Raw genomic sequence first — 19,283 nt, forward strand, 5'->3', positions numbered from 1 at the left:
ACGCTGAGGCTTATTCGTATTTCTTTAAACTTTCAAAATCAATTTTCGCGATGATTTCGTTAGCTATCTTCATTTTTTCAGACTCTCCAACAAAAACATCTTTTAAGTCAGGGTTGATTTTCACTCCGGTTCCCCACCATTGCTCATTTTCATCAAGACTTTTTATATTTCTTTTCTTCTCCTGGATTTTTCCCATATCATTTCCGTTTAATTAAAAACCCTTTAACATCCATATTTGAAGCAAAAGGTAGCGCCACATCAACACCTTCTCTTCCGGATACTATTCCAAAGATAATGAAATTTCGGGATAGTTCTTCATAGTTAACGGAAATAGCCATTCTGTACAAACGAACTCTTGAAGGAGTTACCCCTGAAAAGAAAACATATTTATCAGGGTTATATTGTGTAAATATGAAAACTGCATTTGCTATTGTAGCCAATATCATAGCAGTGTCGCCATTATTACTAACTGATTTGTCATCAATAGTAAAACCACGTTCTGATTGGTGTTTATCTCCAAACCCTAAATTATAAACCAACTCATTATCAGTTGGTGAAAATTTTATAACCTTCTCGATTACGGTTTTACCTATACTTTTAAATTCGAATACCGTAATCTCAGCATCAACTGCCAGGTTATACTTAGGATAATCCATATCTACTGCACCACCTTCTTCATCTTGCCGGTAAATTGCATCAGCATAAAAGTGGTAAAGAAGAACACTACAATGCTAAGCAATGCCTGTAGCCCAAAGCTACCAAACTCTGTAGCTTTATGGAAACTTTTATAGTGTGTATACTTTAGCGACACAAAGAAATCAAGCATCCATTGTGATGGCAATACAAACACAATCAGCGAGAAGACAATCAGCAGCACCTTGTGCATGTAGAGCTTTTTTACCCAAAACAGCTGGCTTAGTACAAAATACAGTACCGGACCATAGAAGATAACCCAGCCGTAGTTTTCCAGGTTACCACCCTGTATGCTTACCTGTACGCCATTATCCTGTGGCTGCTGTAATGTGTACAGCTTGTACATTAACGGCATTTGCAGTATCAGGTTCAGTATCCCGGCCAGGCGTATGGCCTGCACACCCTGCAGAATAAAAAGCTCCTTAAAATGAATACCCTTAAGGTTACTTGTTTTTATAACAGAAAACAGGGGTATTAAAATACCAAACCCCATAAACAATGATGTAAATAGGGTTTGTAATATTGTTGTAGTATTTAAATTATCCATCAAAAAAAATTAAAACTGGTACACCACTTCTACTTTGTGGCCTTTAAGGGATTCTTTCGCCCTATCTATATCCGGTGCAAAACCAAGGATATAACCACCACCACCCGATCCGCAAAGCTTCAGGTAATAGTCGTTAGTTTCTATACCTTTTTGCCACAACTCATGGAAACCTTCCGGAATCATTGGCTTAAAGTTATGGTATACGGTTTTGCTCAGTTGTTTTATATTGCCAAACAGGCCTTTTGCATCACCGTTAAGAAAATCGGCTATACAGGCATCGGTATATTTCAGGAATTCGTTTTTAATCATCGTACGGAAGCCCTGGTCTTTCAGGCTTTCCATAAAAATCTGCACCATAGGCGCTGTTTCTTTTACAATACCCGAATCCAGTAAAAACACTGCGCCTTTACCTTCCAGGTTTTGCATAGGTATACCCGTAGCCTCTATACTCTCGGCAGAATTGATAAGAATAGGAATGCTCAGGTAACTGTTTAGCGGATCCAGTCCGCTGCTGGTACCGTGGAAATAACTTTCCATACGGCCAAATATCTTTTTAAGCTTTAGCAGCTTTTCCTGCGTAAGGTTTTCCAGTACCGTGATTTTATCCTTGGCATACTGGTCATAAATGGCTGCAACAAGCGCACCGCTGCTGCCTATGCCGTAGCCCTGAGGTATACTACTGTCAAAATACATACCGGCATCGGCATCGCGTTTCAGCGCATCGATGTCAAAAGTCACCAATCCAGGCTCTTCGGTTTGCAGCTTTTCTAGGTATACCGTAAAACCTCGAAGGCTGGCATTGCTTTTTTTAGCAGCATCGGTATCAATATCGGTAAGCTTTAGGCCGCCGTTATAAAAGTTATAGGGAATAGATAATCCTTTAGAACCTTTGTTTATACCGTGCTCACCAAAGAGCAGTATTTTTGAATAAAAGAGAGGACCTTTCATTATGTGCTGATTGCTATCTAATTTCGATGTAAATGTACGTATTTTTTTGACACAAAGATTTTACATAACAAATCTTTATGCAACAACCGCTGCGCCGCTACCCACCTGGTCTTCAATATACTGCCCGTTTTGGCAGAATACAGCCAAATCATTTGCAATAAACTGTAGCACCTCGGCTTTATTTGCCTCCGGGTACAATACATGCACATTGGCCCCGGCATCGAGCGTAAAGCATACCGGCACGCCCGTTTCGGCACGGAACTCCCATATTTTATTGATAATCTGCAGTGTATTCGGCTTCATAAGTATAAAGTACGGGTTGCTGGTCATCATCATGGCGTGCAGGGTAAGTGCCTCGCTTTCGGTAATTTTTATAAACGTTTCCACATCTCCCGTAGCCAAAGCCTGCTTTATAGCAGTAAGGTTTTCATGCGCCTGTGCAAAACGCCTTTCGGCAAACGGATGCCCGTGCATCAGGTCGTGCCCCAGGGTGCTGCTTACCTGTTTTTCACCTTTGTCTACCAAAAGGATGGTATCCTGGTAGGTAGTAAACATATCGGCTACAGGGGTGTACTCCACGCCATACAGGTTAGTACTACCGGGAGTTTCAGCATGTTCACCCCAAATAACCACATTCCCTTTTACACTACGGCAGGCACTACCACTACCAAGGCGCGCCAAAAACGACGCCTTTTGGTCAAAATGCTCCTGTGTCATATCCGGGTTCAGCTGGCGTTCCAGGCTCATAAGGTTTACGGCAAGCGCCGCCATACCCGAAGCCGACGAAGCTATACCACTACTGTGCGGAAAAGTATTGCTTGTATCTATACTGAAATGGTATTGCGACAGGAACGGCAGGTATTCCCTGATACGCTCAAAGAACTTTTCTGTCTTCGGGCGGAAGCTTTCCTTTGGTTGCCCCTCAAAAAGCAGGTCGAACGAAAAAGCCCCGTTATCTTCCTTCTTTTCAAAAACCAGTGTGGTTACGGTTTTGCAGTTGTTTAACGTAAGGCTTATGCTGGGGTTAGCCGGTATTTGGCTGGCCTTTTTGCCCCAGTATTTCACAAGGGCTATATTGCTGGGCGCACTCCATGTAAAGCTGCCACTTTCGGCTGTGCCTGTATAGGGCTGCGGTATAAAATCCTGTACGGATGCCATCTGTTTTTATTTTGTGATGCAAAGATACATTTTTGAGTTTTAAAGTGGGAAAGCCGGAAGTTTTTAAAGTTGTAGTAATAGTTTTCAATAATATCTTCCCTTTCTATAATTCTTACTCACACTTTCGTTTAACATACCAACAATATAATCCGCAGTTTCCTCTAAAACATAGTCATCACGGAGAAGAGAATTCGGAATTCTAATCGTTATGTAACCTTTTAAGAATGAATAATAAGTTCTCTTCAAATCAGAAAGAGCCTGTTGGGCACTTAGATTGTGTTGAATGCCGTCCACTTCAATATTCATCTTTGCTTCCGGTATTGCAATATCAATATGCTTATAACCATCAAACTTCTCTATTTCGACAGGTACACCTCTTGATTTCAACGCAAAATACAACCGTATCGTTTCGGACGAAGTCATGCTTTTTATTCCCTCAATCCATCTTTGATGGCTTACACAAAGCGGAATACCATAACTACTCAAGGAAAAATTTGTAACCACATAGCTAATATAGCCATCGCACTCTAAACATCTCATTAGAAAAAGTTTAATATTTCTAATTGAAATTTAACACAATTTAGTCTTCAACCATAAAGACTCATGTATTTTTTTAGACTTGTCCATCCCCAAAAAAGTATCTTTGTAAAAAACAAACCGATGCATTACCTAAAAATTATTGCAGCCACACTATTACTTGCAACTCTGCCGGCAGGCCAGGAGCCACTGCCCGCTGAAATAAAATTTGAAGGCAAGCAAAAGGAAGTTCTTAAATGGGATGACGCCGAAGGCAAACACCTGTTACTACTTACAGAAACCGGACCCCACACAAATAAAAAATTCAAGCATGATAGCGATGGTACCGATGCAGAACTTTTTGCCTACCATTACCTTTATGATGCATCTTCAAAAAAATATCTGCAAACCTGGAAGGTATACGACTATATAAACGACTGCATAGTAGACATGCGGGTAAACTTTGTACCCAAAGCCGCTACGCATACCGACCTCAACAAAAACGGCATACCCGAAATATGGGTGGTGTATCAGCTACAATGCACCGGAGATATAACACCGCCGGACATGAAGATAATTATGTACGAAGGCAATTCTAAATATGCCGTAAGAGGAAACCGAGGCCTTATTGTAGACAAAAAAGTACATGTAAAAGCCCATCATACATTTGATAAAGCCCTGAATACAGCCGACCCTGCCGTTAAAGACTTTGCAAACAAGTTGTGGAAAAAACACGAAGATTTTAAGTACGAATAGAACACGAATAACCTGATAATCCTTATGAGCAAAATAATGAAAATACTGGTAATGGTAGCCACTACCCTTACCTTGGGCTATATAGCAGGCACAGTAACGCAAACCAGTGTAACCACCTGGTACCCTACCCTGAACAAACCATCATTTACCCCGCCCAATGCGGTATTCCCTATTGCGTGGAGTACGCTGTATGTACTTATGGGTGTGGCAGCTGCACTGGTATGGGCACGTATTGATTTTGAAAAAGAGCTGGTTAAAAAAGGACTCACTTTTTTTGCCATACAATTCGCCCTGAACATGCTGTGGAGCTACCTGTTTTTTGGGCTTAAGAATCCTATGATAGCACTTATCGAAATCGTACTGCTGTGGCTTATGATTTACGAAACCTGGTTTGTTTTCCGAAAAATAGATAAAATTGCAGGGATGCTTATGGTACCTTACCTGCTGTGGGTTACCTATGCTACTGCACTAAACGGTGCCATCTGGTGGCTGAACAGGTAAGAAATTATATAGAAGTCAGAAATTAGAATGTAGAAGACGTCGCTTCTTACTCCTAATTTCTGACTTCTGAGCTTTCTATCCCAAAACCTTCGCCCGTATCTCAGCAAGCGACTGGTCTATAAGCAGCTTTCCATCACGGAATACCTCTTTTAGTTCTCCGGTATTTTCTTCGTCCCAGCTTACCTGGTCTATCAGCGTGTAGGTATTGTTTTCTTTTACAATCTTCATTAGCCCCTTAGCCGATTTCTTGGTACCATCATCAGTCACCGGGTCTTTAAATATTTCACGGCCTTCGCCGTTTACCTCGCCATAAGTAGCTTTCATGGCAAAGCCAAAGGTATCGCGGGTGTTGTACTGGTAGGTATAAGAGCCTATGCCCAAAACCACATTAGTACTGGCAAAGCCTTTTTGTTTAAGGCGTTCGCATATACGGGTAGCGCGGTCTACGTTAATGCTGTCGCCATATATGGCACCTATTTGCGGAATCAGTTCTTTGTAGCCTTTGCTGTTAGTGCTTCCGCCAAAGGTATCCCACAGCAGCTCTACTACACCTTTGCGTTCGGCTTCGGTAGTGCCGTTAGGGTTACCACAAAGTATGTCTACCGGGTCGCCGCTGTCGGGGCGAATAACCACTTTACCGTTGCGGGCGGCTATGGTATCTTTTAACCTTGGCAGGTAATCAGTAAGTACTTTCCATAAATCCCACGTGTCAGACACTATGCTTACAATCCCTTTAGGGTAAATATCGCAAATGAGCCTTTTAAAGGTTTCAAACTCGCCCTCGGTAGTACCCATGCACATTACCGAGTGTTCTGTAGCCGCTACTGAGCCACCTACCAGTTCGGTATCGCTATTGGCGTTGTAGTATTCTTCCAGGAAGTCTATTGCCGGAATGGTATCGGTACCGGTAAAGCTAAGCAGGTGGGCTGCCGCCGATGTTATTGCCGCATCGATTCCGCCCATGCCACGCATACTAAAATCGTGCCCTTGCCAACTTACAAATTCGGGTACGCTCGATGTTTCGGCGGCATAAGCATCCAGTAACGTACGGTAGCGTTTTGCCAGCGTAGCCGATGTGCATGGCAGCCATACCACAGCCGAAAGCAGGGTTTCGAAATAATTGGTTAACCAAAAAAACTCCGGCAATGTGTTGTACATAGTAAACATGGGTACGCGCATGGGTACGGCGGTGCCTTCGGGCAGGGCTTTAAATACCATAGGGATGTAACCCAAATCGTGCAATGCAGCTATATGGGCGGTACCCACGTTGTTTTCGCCCAGGTAGTTGTTTATACGGCGGGCATAGCGCGCCACCACCTCATCTTTAGGGCGGCTGAAAAAGCTGCGCTCAAATTCTTCGATAATGTATTTTTTAATGAAGTACTGTAACCCGAAGAATACTACTTCTTCTATACCCTCAATGCGCGATTTACGGGGTGTCCAGTTGCTGTATACAAGGGTGGTGTTATCTGGGTATTGGCGGCGGTGGTCGGTTTTATAACCATCGGTTAATAATAGCGGATTCATAATCTGTAGTTTTAAAGATTAATAAAAATGGTTGGTTGGTGTATACTTAGGTGGTTGATTTCTATTTTAAGGCATCTCTAACTTCCATAAGGGCAAACCCTAAAAGGTTAGGACCGCGCCATTCGGCAGGGTTGAGTGCTTTTTTACTGTCAGCAGCAAGGCCAATGCCCCAAATGTTGTCTACCGGGCTGGCTTCTACAATAACGCTGTTACCCGTAGAAAGCAGGAAAGACTTTAAATCTGCATTTTGACTGAACTTATGCAGGTTACCCTCTTTTACAATTTCGTAACGGTTTTCAAGCCAAGCCTCCTCATTGTAGTTTTGTACTTCGCGCCCCAGCTTTTTTGCTTCTACCGGTGAGGTACAAGCAAGTATTTTTTCAAGTGTTTCGCTGTCATTAAAAAGTTCGGCTTTCTTGGCCATCATCCAATGCTCTGCCGAAGGGTAGGTAATTCCGTTTATGGTAAAATCGGCTTCCCACCACTGGCTGAAACAACTTTTGGTAATGCTACCATCTTTAGACGGTTGGTGTCCCCAAAAGAACAGGTATTCGCGGGGTTCCTTGTTGTTTATCAGTTGGTCTATGGTATATTTCATGGTTGGTTATAATTGAATTTTAAACTGTTTTACAATATCATTTTCTTCCACATCCCGGAAAGAGTTGGTGGTAAATACTTTTTCAAACCTTCCGGCAAACACCTCAAAGCCTTTGCTGAAGATACCGTGACTTACCGCAAGGTACAGCTTGCCGGCGCCTTTGGCTTTTAAGGCATCGGCTATACCAGCAAAGGTGCCTCCGCCGTCGCAAATATCATCTACAATAAGTATGTCTGCACCGTTAAGGTCGTCTTCATACACCCTGAAGCCTGCCAGCCTGCCGGTAGTTACATCGCGGTGCTTGCCACATTCTACTACGTGGGCATTGCCCAGGTATTCGCTTAGTTTGTATATTTTTTTCAGGGCACCGGCATCGGGCGATGCTATGGTTACATTGCCTATTTCATCCATTACCTGTGCTATAAAACTATGGTTAGGCAGCACGGTTACATTGTTTAGTAATGCAGGAGCTACATCGCTGTGGGCGTCAAAAATAATAACTTCGGCAAAGCCAAGGCTGTTTATAATATCGGCATATACTTTTGCAGTAAGCGGTTCGCCGGGAATCATTACCCTGTCTTGCCTTGCACCGGGCATGTACGGAATAAAAAGACTTATGCTTTTTACTCCCATACGCCTCAGGGCATCGTTAGCTACGCAAACTTCGCCAAGGGCATTAAAGCTACTAAGCCTGTGGGTTATTATTATGTTTTGGTTTATATCAAAACCTTCTTCTATTTTTATGTGGGGCTCGCCGCCGTAAAACGTAAAGGTTTTGTGGGTAAGGCCTGTTTTGCCAAACGGGGTAAAAGCAGGGTCGAGGTTAAGACTTATCATAATTAAATTGGTTTGCGTTATTCTTACACAAATGTAAAAAGATAAAATTAACTTGCAAAATATTTTGCGTAATTTTTACACAAACTTTATTTCAAAATAAATACCCTCCTTGGTTAAGTCGTTGTATTTTTGTTTATTGAACTTAAAATACTTGCCCGGACGCCCACCTTTTTTTTCGGAAACCAGGTCGGTTTGTTCAATAAAACCGAAGCTCATAATCTTTTTTCGGAAGTTGCGGCGGTCTATTTCCTGTTGCGAAATAGTACAATACAGGTTTTCCAGGTCGGAAAACAAAAACAGTTCGGGTAGTAAATCAAAACCTACAGGCTGGTAGGTAAGCTTGGCGCGCAGGCGCTCTAATGCCGCTTGTACAATAAGGTTATGGTCAAAAGCCAGAGCAGGGATCTCATCAACGGCGCACCACTGTACTTTATCGGCATCGGTATCGGCCTTTACGGTTGTTTTAGATGCATCAATCAGCGCAAAATACGCTACCGATATTACACGGTTACGGGAGTCGCGGTGCACATCATCGCCAAACGTATACAGCTGCTCCATATAGTTTACGGTAACATTGGTTTCTTCCATAAGCTCGCGTTTTACGGCATCTATAAGGGGTTCATTGTCCTGGACCAGTCCTCCGGGCAAAGCCCAGTAAGGATCCTGCCCGTTAAATTTCTGCTGTATAAGCAGCACATAAAGTTTGCCTCCGGTGTAGCCGAATACTACGGCATCTACCGCTATACGGATGTTTTGCAGCACTGTTTTGCGTATTGATTACACAAAGATACTAAAAAAGGGACGAGCCGCCCTAAAGCAGCTCGTCCCAACCTAAAATTACAACTACGAATTAATTCTTGATCATAACAAACCAGTCCCACTCCTCCGGATTGCCAAAACCTACACTTGGCGTGTACAAGTACAGGTATACCTTGGTATCAGGATTTGCAAGACGGTAATTTTTTACAGCCTGCAGGTTGTCTATGGCGTTCCATATACCTGCATAATCTATGGTTTCGGGGTAATACGAAAACTCGTCGTACTGCACGGTTTCAAAACCTGAAGCATCAGGCTGCGCCACTTCATTTGCAATAGTAGTAAATGACGATGGCGCGTCAAATTGCTGTGGGTAGCTTATTTCGCCAAGCCCCATCCAGATGATATCACCGGCAAAAATAGGTTGCCCGGTTTCCTGATACGATAGCTTTATACTGCCAAAATCGCCCGCCGGATGGTATTCTGTACCTATAGTAAAGGTTTCCGCTTCAGAAAATTCCAGTTCTTTTCCGCCTTCAAAGGCATTGGTAAGCAGGTCTACTTTTAGTAACAGCAATTTATTTCCGTTAGAGGCACTGTTTTCTACCGGCTGAGTGTTGTCGCTGGCGCAGGACGCAAAAGCAATTGCTGCCATAAGAGTGATTAATTTCTTCATATTGATTGATGATTATTTATAATAAAGACGTTAAAAACCTGAAATGGTTGCTTTCAGGTTACAGAAAAAATACATTTTGCCCACTCATCCCCTATTTTGCACCTTTTAAGCATCTAATAATTTAACATATAGCAGCATCTGTATATCTTTGTCAAAAAGTTAAATATTACAGCTGCCACGCAACCAACACAGGGTAAGCTGCATCTTAGTAATGTTAATTAATGATCAATGTTATGAACTTAAAATTCTTCTCCAGGATGTTGCTGGGTATAGCTGTGGCCTTACTGGCTACATCGTGCCTTAATGATGACGACAATTACTATAACCCTTACCCTAACGTAGCGTATGGTGTTATTGTAAATGCAAGCCCTGAAAGTGGCGACCTGTTCTTTTTTGCCGACCAAAACCAGATAAATAATAATGCGCTAAACTACAGTGACGCAGCCGGATATTATAACTTCTATACCGGAAGCCGTGTACTTAGTTTAAAAAACAGTGCTGGCGAAACCCTGTCTACAGACGACATTACCCTAAACAACGGTGATTTTTTTAGTGCCTTTGCCGTAAACACATTTGAAAATGTAGAGCTGGTTACTTACCGCGACTCATTAGAGTACCCTGCTTCGGGCACGGCTAACGTAAGGTTTATTAACCTGGCCCCGGATGCGGCATCGGTAGACATTAGCGGCACTACCGCTACCTTTGCAACAGGCGTAGACTTTAAAGAAGCTACAGATTTTATGAGCGTAGCATCGGGTACTTACGACATTACCTTTAAAGACAGTGCTTCGGGCGAAACCATATACACTGCTACTGCCCTTGATTTTGCAAACGGCGGCATATACACGGTGTATACCCAGGGATTTGTTTCTCCTGCTGCCAGCAGTAACGACACCTTTACGGTAAAAAAACTCCGCAACTATTAAACCTATATTATAAAGGTTATTATCACTATTCTATTTTCAGGCTGCCCAAAAGGCAGCCTGCTTTGTTTTACGCCTGCCCAAAGATTACAGCATCAGTACCGTTTAGGCATTGATTTGTCCCGCCCATCTTTATTTTGCTATTAACAGAGGACTAAGCTCTTAAATTTGAGTAACGTAAAAATGAAAAGCCATGAAAAACTTAGCCATGAAAACCGTATACCTTATAGCAATAGCATTAGCACTCCCATCATGTGCTCCTACACATACTGTAGTTGTAGCGCCCCGCAGGCCTCCCCGCGCAGTGGTAGTGCGCAGGCCGGCACCTGTGGTGGTTAGGCCCGTAACCGTAGTAAGAGTACCATAGCAAAAAAGAAAAATTCTATTAGTTTGTGTTAAGTTAAGTTCGGCCGGCAAGTTATCCTTGCCGGCTTTTAAAACAGAAAAGCGAATAGGTTATCTATTCGCTTTTCTGTTTTTATTATTTCTGCCTGAAGTAAACATCAATAGGCACTCCGCTAAAGTTGAAATGATCCCTAAGCTGGTTTTCTATATAGCGCCTGTACGGGTCTTTTACGTACTGCGGCAGGTTACAGAAAAACACAAACTGTGGCATAGGCGTAGGCAGCTGCATACAGTACTTTATTTTTATGTACTTTCCTTTTAGTGCCGGTGGCGGGTTGTTTTCTATAATAGGCAGCATTAGCTCGTTCAGCTTGCTGGTAGCTATACGCTGCTTGCGGTTTTCATAAACTTCTACTGCTGTTTCCAGTGCTTTTAGCAAACGCTGCTTAGTTAGTGCCGATATAAACAGGATAGGCACATCGGTAAACGGTTGTAGCTCCTCGCGTATCTTTCTTTCGTAATCACGGGTAGTCATGGTATCTTTTTCTACAAGATCCCATTTGTTTACCAGGATAACCACACCCTTACGGTTTTTTTCAGCCAGCCAAAAAATACTTTGGTCCTGCCCTTCAAATCCGCGTGTAGCATCAATAACCAGCAATATAATATCGCTGTGCTCTATAGCACGTACTGATCGCATAACGCTGTAAAACTCCAGATCTTCCTTAACCTTGGCCTTACGGCGGATACCCGCAGTATCTACAAGGTTAAATTTAAACCCGAAACGGTTGTAAGTTGTATCTATAGCATCGCGGGTAGTACCTGCAATATCAGTTACCACAAAACGATCTTCGCCAATAAGCGCGTTTATAAACGACGATTTACCTGCATTTGGCCTACCCACCACAGCAAAACGCGGCAGTACCTCAGCATTTTCGTCTACCGGTTGCGGATCGGGTAATGCTTCAATAATAGCATCAAGCAGTTCGCCTGTACCACTACCGCTGGCACTCGAAATGGTGTAATAATCACCTAGGCCCAGGTTATAAAACTCAAACGCGTCTTTTTCGCGCATGGCGTTATCTACCTTGTTTATGGCAAGGATAACCGGTTTGGTTACCTTACGCAACAGCTTAGCAACCTCTTCATCCATAGGTGTAATACCCTCTTCCACATCGGTTACAAAAACTATTACATCGGCCTCATCAAGGGCAAGCTCCACCTGACGGCGGATTTCGCCTTCAAAAATATCGTCGCTTCCTTTTACATATCCTCCTGTATCTATAACAGAAAACTCCTTTCCGTTCCATTCGCTCTTGCCGTAATTACGGTCGCGCGTAACACCGCTCACAGAGTCGACAATAGCCTCCCTGCGCTGTATCAAACGGTTAAAAAAGGTAGACTTCCCTACATTCGGCCTTCCCACTATGGCTACGATATTATTCATCAGCTTGTTTTAATTTTTTGCAAAAGTAGTCATTTTGTTTAAAGTTTCAGGTTTCAGGTTTAAAGTTCTGAGTGGCAACCTGAAACTTTAAACCTGAAACTAACACAAACTATTTTTGGTTATACCCAAACCTCCTTAACTGGAAGTTATTGCTCCTCCAGTCCTTGTTTACCTTAACAAACATTTGCAGGTGTATTTGTTTCCCGAAGAATTTCTCAAGATCTTCCCGGGCTTGTATGCCTACTTTTTTTAGTGCCGAACCCTTGTGGCCTATGATGATGCCCTTTTGGGTATCGCGTTCCACCATAATCACGGCACGGATACGGATGATTTCATCTTCTTCCAAAAACTCCTCGGTTTCTATTTCTACCGCATACGGAATTTCCTTATCGTAGTTCAGCAGTATTTTTTCGCGAATGGTTTCGTTTACAAAAAAACGTTCGGGTTTATCGGTAAGTGCATCTTTAGGGTAATACGGCGGTGATTCCGGCAACAACTCTAATATCCTGTTAAATACATTCTGCACATTAAAGTTCTCCAGGGCGCTTAAAGGGTAAATTTCGGCATTAGGCACTTTCTCTGTCCATAGTGCTACCTGCTCCTCAAGCTGCTCCTGGCTGCTTTTATCTATCTTGTTTAAAAGCAACAGTACCGGAACTTTGGCATTGACAATCTTTTTAAAGAATGCCTCATCCTTAAGCTCTTTCTCTCCGGTTTCCACCATGTAGATTAACACATCGGCATCTTCAAAAGCAGTTTTTACAAAGTCCATCATGTTACTTTGCATCTCGTACGCCGGCTTTATAATACCCGGGGTATCGCTCAGCACCATCTGAAAATCCTCCCCGTTTACTATACCCAGTATACGGTGGCGCGTGGTTTGTGCCTTACTGGTAATGATAGAAAGGCGTTCGCCCACAAACGCATTCATAAGCGTACTTTTACCCACATTAGGGTTGCCTATTATATTTACAAATCCTGCTTTATGTGCCATAACAGTATATTTTTTTAATAAAAAAGGGCTGCCCCTTTTTCAGGACAGCCCTTTTCCATTTCGACTGTAGCGAAGCGAAATGGAGAAATCCCGCATCAAGAAAATAACAGAGATTTCTCGACTCCACTGCGTTCCGCTCGAAATGGAACTCTAAATCAGTCCCTTTATATTACAGGGACAAAGGTATTGTTATTTATCGGGAAAGGCAATCTTAAATATCTACTCCCTTATTTAAAAGAACTACAGCTCTTTACAAGATATGGAAATGAAGAGTAGGTATTTATGTATTTTTTATCACTTTGACCCGGCACCCCAGTGCCTACAGTAATTTTACGTAATCCATTGGCATTTGTGGTTTTATAAACAAACAACAGCGTATCTCCTTTACCTAAATCCAAAGACGAAATCTGAACTAATCCCTGTTTGCTAATGCGTTTCACAGATTGGTGCCTACATTCGCTCAAAATATCATTTTGGACAACAAAAGCTACCGTATCTTTTTCTATTTTTCCAAAAAACACTGTATAGTCTTTATAGCAGGTGTGCTTAAAAATTTCAGCAAATCCTTCCTGAATAGGAGTCTTTTTAAACCCCACCATAAAAAACATAAAAAAGACAATCAAGAATATCTTCTTCATAACCCTAAACCCCAAACATAGCGTTATTTTCCATGGCTTTAATAAGCGGTGCAGTATCTTTTAGCAGCACAGGGTTACAAAAAGCAGCCGTATGGCGCTCGTGGTGGGTGTCGCTCCCTGCAAAGTCTATCATGCCTTCATCAAGCAGTTTCTGGGCAATATCGCACACGTGTTTACCATAGTAGCCCGTAACCGAAAGCAGGTTTACCTGAAACTTACATCCGGCTTTTTTCAGCTTGGCATACTCTTCCTGCTTAAAGTGGTAAAACAGGTATCGTTCCGGGTGTGCCAGTATGGGCTGGTACCCTTTAAGCTGCATTTGGTATATCGCCTCATAAAGCTGCAATGGCGCAGCCAGGTAGCTCATTTCTACCAGTACATAATCGCCTTTTATGGCAAGCAGCGGCTCCTGGTCTATCCTTTTCAGGAACACATCGTCTATAAGATATTCGGCAGCGGCCTTAAAAGGTTCGTGCATACCGTTAAGCCTCAGATACTCCTTGTGTTTATCTTCTGTGGCAAGAATGCCGTCGCGCGTGTTGTTCCACACCCCTGTAAGCACGTGCGGAGTGGTTACAAACTGGCTGAAACCATATTCTTTAAGGGAATTGATAAGCGACAACGAGTCGGCCTCGTCCTTAGCGCCATCGTCTATGCCCGGCAGCAGGTGCGAGTGTATATCTACATACCCCTGAGGGATAAGGCTGGCCAGCGTGGCCGTACTTTTTTTCTTGAAGAAGGAAAACAAAGGCTTATAGTTTAGTGGTGACTCTACAAAAATAATGAAAACCACGAATGGGCAATGCCTTAACCCGTAATTTTCCCTTTGCGGGAAAACAGCCTGTGTTGCGGGTACAACTCACGCAGCAGCAACACTACCACCGTCACTAATAACGGGAGCACCAAAAGCAGGTGCGGCTTATTTAGCATAAACAATAAATACACTGCCGAACAGCCCAAAATAGCAAAAGCCGTTTTGCGCAATGCAGCAGGCTTGTGTGCAAAACTAAAATACAGCAACACTAAAAACAGCGGATTTACCAGCAGCGCATTGTAGTTCCAGGTTACCTCGGTATGGAAAGAATACAGCCCTACAAAGCAGAACACAACGCCCACCAACCCAAAAAGCGCATACAGCACCCTGCGCAAGAAAATGTATTTAGACAAAACAATCAAAACTACACAGGCAAGTGCGAAAGTGTAGATATTATTCCACCATGACATTTGTAGTTGTTGTGTGCTTTTAAAAACCGTTTCTGTAGGCTCGGCCAGTGCCTTACCGTTTTTTAATGTGGTATTGTTTACACCCTGTAGTAATTGCTCCGGTAAAAAAAGCTTGTGCAGTTTGTTATCTGTTTTTATCCCAAACATAAGGTTAATACCCAAGCTTTCGTAAAAGCTGTAATGCAGCCTTTCGCATACTATTTTACGATAGGTTTTGCCTTCGTCAGTATTTTTTGTGGATATTTTTTGAGGCAGGTTATGCTCTAAAACATCGCTGACCATGGTAGTACAGTTGCGGTCGAAATACTTATAGGTATAATATTTTTTATCCGAATTCAGTGCCTGTGCCAGCTCGTCTATAACCTGTTGTTTTTGTTGCTGGCTAAGGTTCAGCTTTTGCTCAAAAACATCACGGTTAAAGTATTCGTAAGTATATACAAAATCATTGTATGAAGCTGCCGATACAAAATACTGCAAATCTCCTTTTACAAATTTCAGGTAAAAATTTGGCGTACTAAAATCGAACGTGCCGTAGTTAAACACCACATCAAGTCCCGTTGCAGGATCGGCCACACGTATGGCAGTATGCCCAAAAACCGAGTACAACTCCTGCCCCGGCCCACAGGTAAGCAACGATACAAAAGCTTTGTCTGACAATTGCTGGGCGCGGGTAATTATCGGCAATACCAGTAGTAACATTAGTACCGGGAACCGCAATTTTAACAATGTACGCATGATGATTGTGATGTTGTATTTAGTGCCTAAAGATACCCAAATCTACCTTAACGGAAAAAATATTTGAGTACAGGGCTGCACTTTGGTCACCCAGGTCGGTAAGGGCGTAATCTATTTCTATACCGCGGTATTTAAACCCTAACCCCATATTGGGCTGAAAAGTAAGGCGCTGGCTGTTATCCAGTTGCTGCTCGTTTTGGAAATTACCTACACCCAACCTTAAAAAAGCCATATCCAGGTAACCAAACTCAAAACCCATAGCAGGGTCTATACTTACAAAATCCAGGTTTACAATATCGTTGGTCTTGGCAAACTGCATATTAAGGTTTACTGCTGCCAAAAGGCTGTAATCACCATGAAACTCAAATTTCTTTGAAGCTCCCAGTTGTGCCTTAGGCAAAGTAATTTCTGTAGTTTCAGGCAATTCCTGGTTTTGTCCGGCCACGGCTCCGCTTACTTTGGCATACTCGTCTTCGTCTATTGCCCAAACGTTGTATGTTGTGGTTATATCGCGCAGCATAAAGCCCAGTTTCCAGTCGTTTTTGGTTTGGTACTGCATCCCGAAGTCGAAACCAAACCCCCATGAATTGGCAAACTTACCGATGATGCGGCGTATTACCTTAGCATTAAAGCCATAGGTAAAACCATCCAGGGGTGCCTTACGCGCATAGCTTAGCGTAAATCCGTAATCAGCAGTAGAGAAAAGGCTGATGCGGTTATAATCTATATTACCCTGGTCGTCTATCAGCTGGGTGGTGTTCATAATATCATCTACCCCAAAACGGATAACCGATATTCCCAGTGCGCTCCTGTCGTCTATATTCATAGCATAGGCAGCATAGTCATACTGCGCTATATTAGCAAAATAACTGGCGTGCATAAGAGATGCCTCACTATCGGCTACAGCCATAAGGCCGGCCGGATTCCAGTAACCCGAATTTACATCGGCAGTACTGGCCGTTACGGCATTGCTCATACCCAGCGCAGCGGCATCTACCCCTATGCTCATAAACTCGTTAGAGTATTTACGGGTGGTTTGCGCTGTGGCACTTAAGGCTACAAATAAAGTTATGACAGACAGTAATTTTCCCAACACGGTTATTTTGTGCAAATATGACATAAAAATCTCAATTACTAAACTCCGTTTCTATTAACTTTATTGTATTACATTTGCGTATAAATTTTAAGACATGTCTGTAAAGAAACACATTCCTAATTTCATTACCCTGCTTAACCTTGCTTCGGGGCTTATTGCTCTTATTTATGCTTTCGACACTAACTGGCTTATGGCCTTTTTCTGGGTATGCCTGGGTATTTTCTTTGATTTTTGGGACGGATTCTTTGCACGAGCACTTAAGGTTTCAAGCCCTATAGGCTTACAGCTCGATTCACTTGCCGATATGGTAACCAGTGGTGTAGTACCGGGCCTTGCTATTTTCCAGATGCTTGCCGGCATTGTAGATATGCAGGAAGAATTTAACCTGGAAGGCGGTAATTTTTACCTTGGGCTACTGCCATACGCGGGTTTCCTAATAACCCTGGGGTCGGCTTACAGGCTGGCTAAATTTAATGTAGACACCCGCCAAACCGATTCTTTTATAGGTTTACCTACTCCTGCTAACTCGCTACTTATCATGAGCCTGCCGGTAATACAAGCTAACAGCGACGGCACTGGATTTGTATTTGAAATGCTAAGCAGTCCTTATGTACTTGTAGGCATAAGCCTTGTAAGCGCATTTTTGCTAAACTCGGGCATACCGTTGTTTTCGCTAAAGCTGAAATACTTTAACTGGGAGACTAACAAAGTTCAGGTTATTTTCCTTGTACTATCGGTGCTACTAATGTTTACCCTGCAATATGCAGCTATACCGCTAATCATTATACTGTACATACTGCTTTCGGTACTTACCCGAAACATTTGGCATAAAGCATAACACACTTATATGGCAGCCTCAAAACGCACACCTGTAACCCCGGTGAAGCGCACCACTACGCGTACTGTAAAAACAGCTACGCAGGCTAAACGCAGGCCTGCCAAAAACAAAAAGAAAGTACTTACCCCTGTAAGCATCCTAAAATATTCGGTATACATGCTGTTATTGTGTTTTGCAGTAACAGGGTTATACCGTTTCAGGCACGGCTTTATGGCCTACCTGGGTTTTAACAAGATAAACAACAAACCTGTTACTGTTTTTACCAAAGAAGAACGCAAGATAGCCGACCTGCGCATTTACGAAATTGTAAGCCGACATAAAGACCGTATTTTTGGGTTTGATGTATCGCATTACCAGGGCGAAATAAACTGGGACAGCATAGAACGCAGTAAAGGCGATTTTCCGCTTGATTTTGTTTTTATACGTGCTACAGCCGGAAACAACGGTGCCGACAGCCAGTTTAAACGCAACTGGAAAAATGCCAAGCGCACCGGTTTTATTCGTGGAGCGTACCACTACTACCGCCCCGATGAAAACTCCGTAAAACAGGCCGATAACTTTATAACCCACGTAGCACTGCGCAAAGGCGACCTGCCTCCGGTACTGGACATAGAAAAAATACCCAACGGACAAAGCATGGACAGCCTGAAAAGCGGACTTAAACGCTGGCTGGATAAAGTAGAGGAACACTATGGTGTAAAGCCTATTATATATAGTGGAGAAAGCTTTTACACCGATTTTTTAAAAACCGAATTCAAGGGTTACAAGCTTTGGATAGCTAATTACAGCTTTTTTAACGATGATATACGGAAGGAATGGGATTTCTGGCAATTTACTGATAAGGCCGCTATACTGGGCATAGAAGGCAAAGTAGATGCTAATATCTATAACGGCAGCAAGAAAGATTTAAAAGGTTGTTGTATACAATAGTTTTCTGATACGAATATTTAAAAACCACCCCGCCCTACGGGCACCCCTCCGAAGGAGGGAAATAGTGACACCCCAAACAGCAGAGTGGCATTTCCCTACCCTGGAATGGTGGCTGAAAGCCGGGGTGGTAACGTATTTCTACAACGCTTTTTCAAAGCACACACTATTCTCTACACCCGCATACTGCCCGTAGTTGGGTATCCGGCTGTAGCCACACTTCTTATACAAGGCTATTGCTTCGGGTTGTTTGAGGCCGGTTTCCAGCATGCATTTGGTATAACCTAGTTCGGCAGCCCACTGTTCCAGTCCGGCAAGGACCTCTGCCGCAATACCCTTTCCCCTGTGTTCCGGCAGTGTATACATACGCTTTACTTCCATAACATCTTGGCTGAGTTCTTTTATGGCGCCACAACCTACGGGCATATCACCATCGTAAGCCACGATTACATGCTTAATTGTGGTGATCTTGTTAAACTGGTGGTAAAAGACGTGTTCATCGCCATCACGGATGGCAAGGTCGGCATCCAGCAATTGTACCAATGGCATAAAATCAGGGTCGGTAGAATCGGTACGTTTCAGGGTGAGCATATGGTATCAAAT

24 protein-coding genes are annotated in these 19,283 nt (G+C 43.0%); 6 read left to right on the top strand and 18 right to left on the bottom strand.

The features are described 5' to 3' along the window. Window positions 1–10 precede the first annotated feature (10 nt). From ACLI1A_RS17605 to ACLI1A_RS17630, 6 genes are all read right to left on the bottom strand, one after another. A complete protein-coding gene (locus tag ACLI1A_RS17605) occupies window positions 11–196 on the bottom strand; it encodes a hypothetical protein (protein ID WP_411410004.1) in 186 nt (61 codons plus the stop codon). A 1-nt stretch (window position 197) separates the two neighbouring features. Continuing rightward, a complete protein-coding gene (locus tag ACLI1A_RS17610; RefSeq protein WP_411410005.1) occupies window positions 198–656 on the bottom strand; it encodes a DUF6934 family protein in 459 nt (152 codons plus the stop codon). Between the two features lie 2 nt (window positions 657–658). After that, window positions 659–1,240 carry a hypothetical protein gene (locus ACLI1A_RS17615; RefSeq protein WP_411410006.1) on the bottom strand — a complete coding sequence of 194 codons (582 nt, stop codon included), beginning with the start codon at window positions 1,238–1,240 and terminating at the stop codon, window positions 659–661. A 9-nt stretch (window positions 1,241–1,249) separates the two neighbouring features. Next, window positions 1,250–2,188: a mevalonate kinase gene (locus tag ACLI1A_RS17620; RefSeq protein ID WP_411410007.1), complete on the bottom strand. Its 939-nt coding sequence runs from the start codon at window positions 2,186–2,188 to the stop codon at window positions 1,250–1,252. A gap of 75 nt (window positions 2,189–2,263) precedes the next feature. Then, window positions 2,264–3,346, bottom strand: coding sequence for a diphosphomevalonate decarboxylase (gene mvaD, locus ACLI1A_RS17625; protein ID WP_411410008.1), 1,083 nt, complete (start codon window positions 3,344–3,346; stop codon window positions 2,264–2,266). A gap of 84 nt (window positions 3,347–3,430) precedes the next feature. After that, window positions 3,431–3,886, bottom strand: coding sequence for an endonuclease domain-containing protein (locus ACLI1A_RS17630; RefSeq protein ID WP_411410009.1), 456 nt, complete (start codon window positions 3,884–3,886; stop codon window positions 3,431–3,433). 120 nt (window positions 3,887–4,006) lie between these two features. Here ACLI1A_RS17630 and ACLI1A_RS17635 point away from each other — a divergent pair, with 120 nt between their 5' ends. Both ACLI1A_RS17635 and ACLI1A_RS17640 read left to right on the top strand, forming a co-directional pair. Next, window positions 4,007–4,618: a M949_RS01915 family surface polysaccharide biosynthesis protein gene (locus ACLI1A_RS17635; protein WP_411410010.1), complete on the top strand. Its 612-nt coding sequence runs from the start codon at window positions 4,007–4,009 to the stop codon at window positions 4,616–4,618. A 24-nt stretch (window positions 4,619–4,642) separates the two neighbouring features. Then, a complete protein-coding gene (locus tag ACLI1A_RS17640; RefSeq protein WP_411410011.1) occupies window positions 4,643–5,119 on the top strand; it encodes a TspO/MBR family protein in 477 nt (158 codons plus the stop codon). Window positions 5,120–5,194: 75 nt separating this feature from the next. On the opposite strand, the gene ACLI1A_RS17645 is transcribed toward ACLI1A_RS17640, so the two are convergent. From ACLI1A_RS17645 to ACLI1A_RS17665, 5 genes are all read right to left on the bottom strand, one after another. Further along, window positions 5,195–6,646 carry a nicotinate phosphoribosyltransferase gene (locus ACLI1A_RS17645; protein ID WP_411410012.1) on the bottom strand — a complete coding sequence of 484 codons (1,452 nt, stop codon included), beginning with the start codon at window positions 6,644–6,646 and terminating at the stop codon, window positions 5,195–5,197. 61 nt (window positions 6,647–6,707) lie between these two features. Then, entirely contained in the window at window positions 6,708–7,244 is a 537-nt protein-coding gene (locus tag ACLI1A_RS17650; RefSeq protein ID WP_411410013.1) for an NADAR family protein, read from the bottom strand. 6 nt (window positions 7,245–7,250) lie between these two features. Beyond that, window positions 7,251–8,081, bottom strand: coding sequence for a ribose-phosphate diphosphokinase (gene prs / locus ACLI1A_RS17655; protein ID WP_411410014.1), 831 nt, complete (start codon window positions 8,079–8,081; stop codon window positions 7,251–7,253). Window positions 8,082–8,156: 75 nt separating this feature from the next. After that, the gene (locus tag ACLI1A_RS17660) at window positions 8,157–8,840 is read right to left on the bottom strand and encodes an NUDIX hydrolase (protein WP_411410062.1); all 684 of its coding nucleotides are present in this window, start codon (window positions 8,838–8,840) and stop codon (window positions 8,157–8,159) included. A 91-nt stretch (window positions 8,841–8,931) separates the two neighbouring features. After that, complete coding sequence (locus tag ACLI1A_RS17665; RefSeq protein ID WP_411410015.1) at window positions 8,932–9,513, bottom strand: hypothetical protein; 582 nt, start codon at window positions 9,511–9,513, stop codon at window positions 8,932–8,934. A gap of 233 nt (window positions 9,514–9,746) precedes the next feature. On the opposite strand from ACLI1A_RS17665, the gene ACLI1A_RS17670 reads away from it, so the two are divergent. Beyond that, window positions 9,747–10,439, top strand: coding sequence for a DUF4397 domain-containing protein (locus ACLI1A_RS17670; RefSeq protein WP_411410016.1), 693 nt, complete (start codon window positions 9,747–9,749; stop codon window positions 10,437–10,439). Between the two features lie 190 nt (window positions 10,440–10,629). Further along, on the top strand, window positions 10,630–10,803 hold the full coding sequence (locus ACLI1A_RS17675; RefSeq protein WP_411410017.1) for a hypothetical protein: 174 nt from the start codon (window positions 10,630–10,632) through the stop codon (window positions 10,801–10,803). A gap of 114 nt (window positions 10,804–10,917) precedes the next feature. On the opposite strand, the gene der is transcribed toward ACLI1A_RS17675, so the two are convergent. The 6 genes from der to ACLI1A_RS17705 form a co-directional block, all read right to left on the bottom strand. Further along, window positions 10,918–12,228 (bottom strand): ribosome biogenesis GTPase Der, encoded by a 1,311-nt coding sequence (der, locus tag ACLI1A_RS17680; protein WP_411410018.1) that lies wholly within the window; start codon window positions 12,226–12,228, stop codon window positions 10,918–10,920. A gap of 109 nt (window positions 12,229–12,337) precedes the next feature. Next, window positions 12,338–13,222 (bottom strand): GTPase Era, encoded by an 885-nt coding sequence (gene era, locus ACLI1A_RS17685; RefSeq protein ID WP_411410019.1) that lies wholly within the window; start codon window positions 13,220–13,222, stop codon window positions 12,338–12,340. A 227-nt stretch (window positions 13,223–13,449) separates the two neighbouring features. Next, a complete protein-coding gene (locus ACLI1A_RS17690; protein ID WP_411410020.1) occupies window positions 13,450–13,860 on the bottom strand; it encodes a hypothetical protein in 411 nt (136 codons plus the stop codon). A 4-nt stretch (window positions 13,861–13,864) separates the two neighbouring features. Further along, on the bottom strand, window positions 13,865–14,608 hold the full coding sequence (locus ACLI1A_RS17695; RefSeq protein WP_411410021.1) for a tyrosine-protein phosphatase: 744 nt from the start codon (window positions 14,606–14,608) through the stop codon (window positions 13,865–13,867). Between the two features lie 59 nt (window positions 14,609–14,667). Next, window positions 14,668–15,819 (bottom strand): DUF4105 domain-containing protein, encoded by a 1,152-nt coding sequence (locus ACLI1A_RS17700; protein WP_411410022.1) that lies wholly within the window; start codon window positions 15,817–15,819, stop codon window positions 14,668–14,670. A gap of 19 nt (window positions 15,820–15,838) precedes the next feature. Continuing rightward, a complete protein-coding gene (locus tag ACLI1A_RS17705) occupies window positions 15,839–16,828 on the bottom strand; it encodes a PorV/PorQ family protein (RefSeq protein WP_411410064.1) in 990 nt (329 codons plus the stop codon). Window positions 16,829–17,009: 181 nt separating this feature from the next. Between ACLI1A_RS17705 and ACLI1A_RS17710 the strand changes: the two genes are divergently transcribed. Together ACLI1A_RS17710 and ACLI1A_RS17715 are read left to right on the top strand one after the other, a co-directional pair. After that, window positions 17,010–17,753, top strand: a complete 744-nt coding sequence (locus tag ACLI1A_RS17710) for a CDP-alcohol phosphatidyltransferase family protein (protein ID WP_411410023.1) — start codon at window positions 17,010–17,012, stop codon at window positions 17,751–17,753. Between the two features lie 9 nt (window positions 17,754–17,762). Continuing rightward, window positions 17,763–18,683 (top strand): glycoside hydrolase family 25 protein, encoded by a 921-nt coding sequence (locus ACLI1A_RS17715; RefSeq protein ID WP_411410025.1) that lies wholly within the window; start codon window positions 17,763–17,765, stop codon window positions 18,681–18,683. Between the two features lie 138 nt (window positions 18,684–18,821). On the opposite strand, the gene ACLI1A_RS17720 is transcribed toward ACLI1A_RS17715, so the two are convergent. Beyond that, window positions 18,822–19,271, bottom strand: a complete 450-nt coding sequence (locus ACLI1A_RS17720) for a GNAT family N-acetyltransferase (protein WP_411410026.1) — start codon at window positions 19,269–19,271, stop codon at window positions 18,822–18,824. Window positions 19,272–19,283: the final 12 nt, after the last annotated feature.

Source organism: Flavobacterium sp. RHBU_3, from assembly GCF_046613565.1.
Lineage (GTDB): Bacteria > Bacteroidota > Bacteroidia > Flavobacteriales > Flavobacteriaceae > Flavobacterium.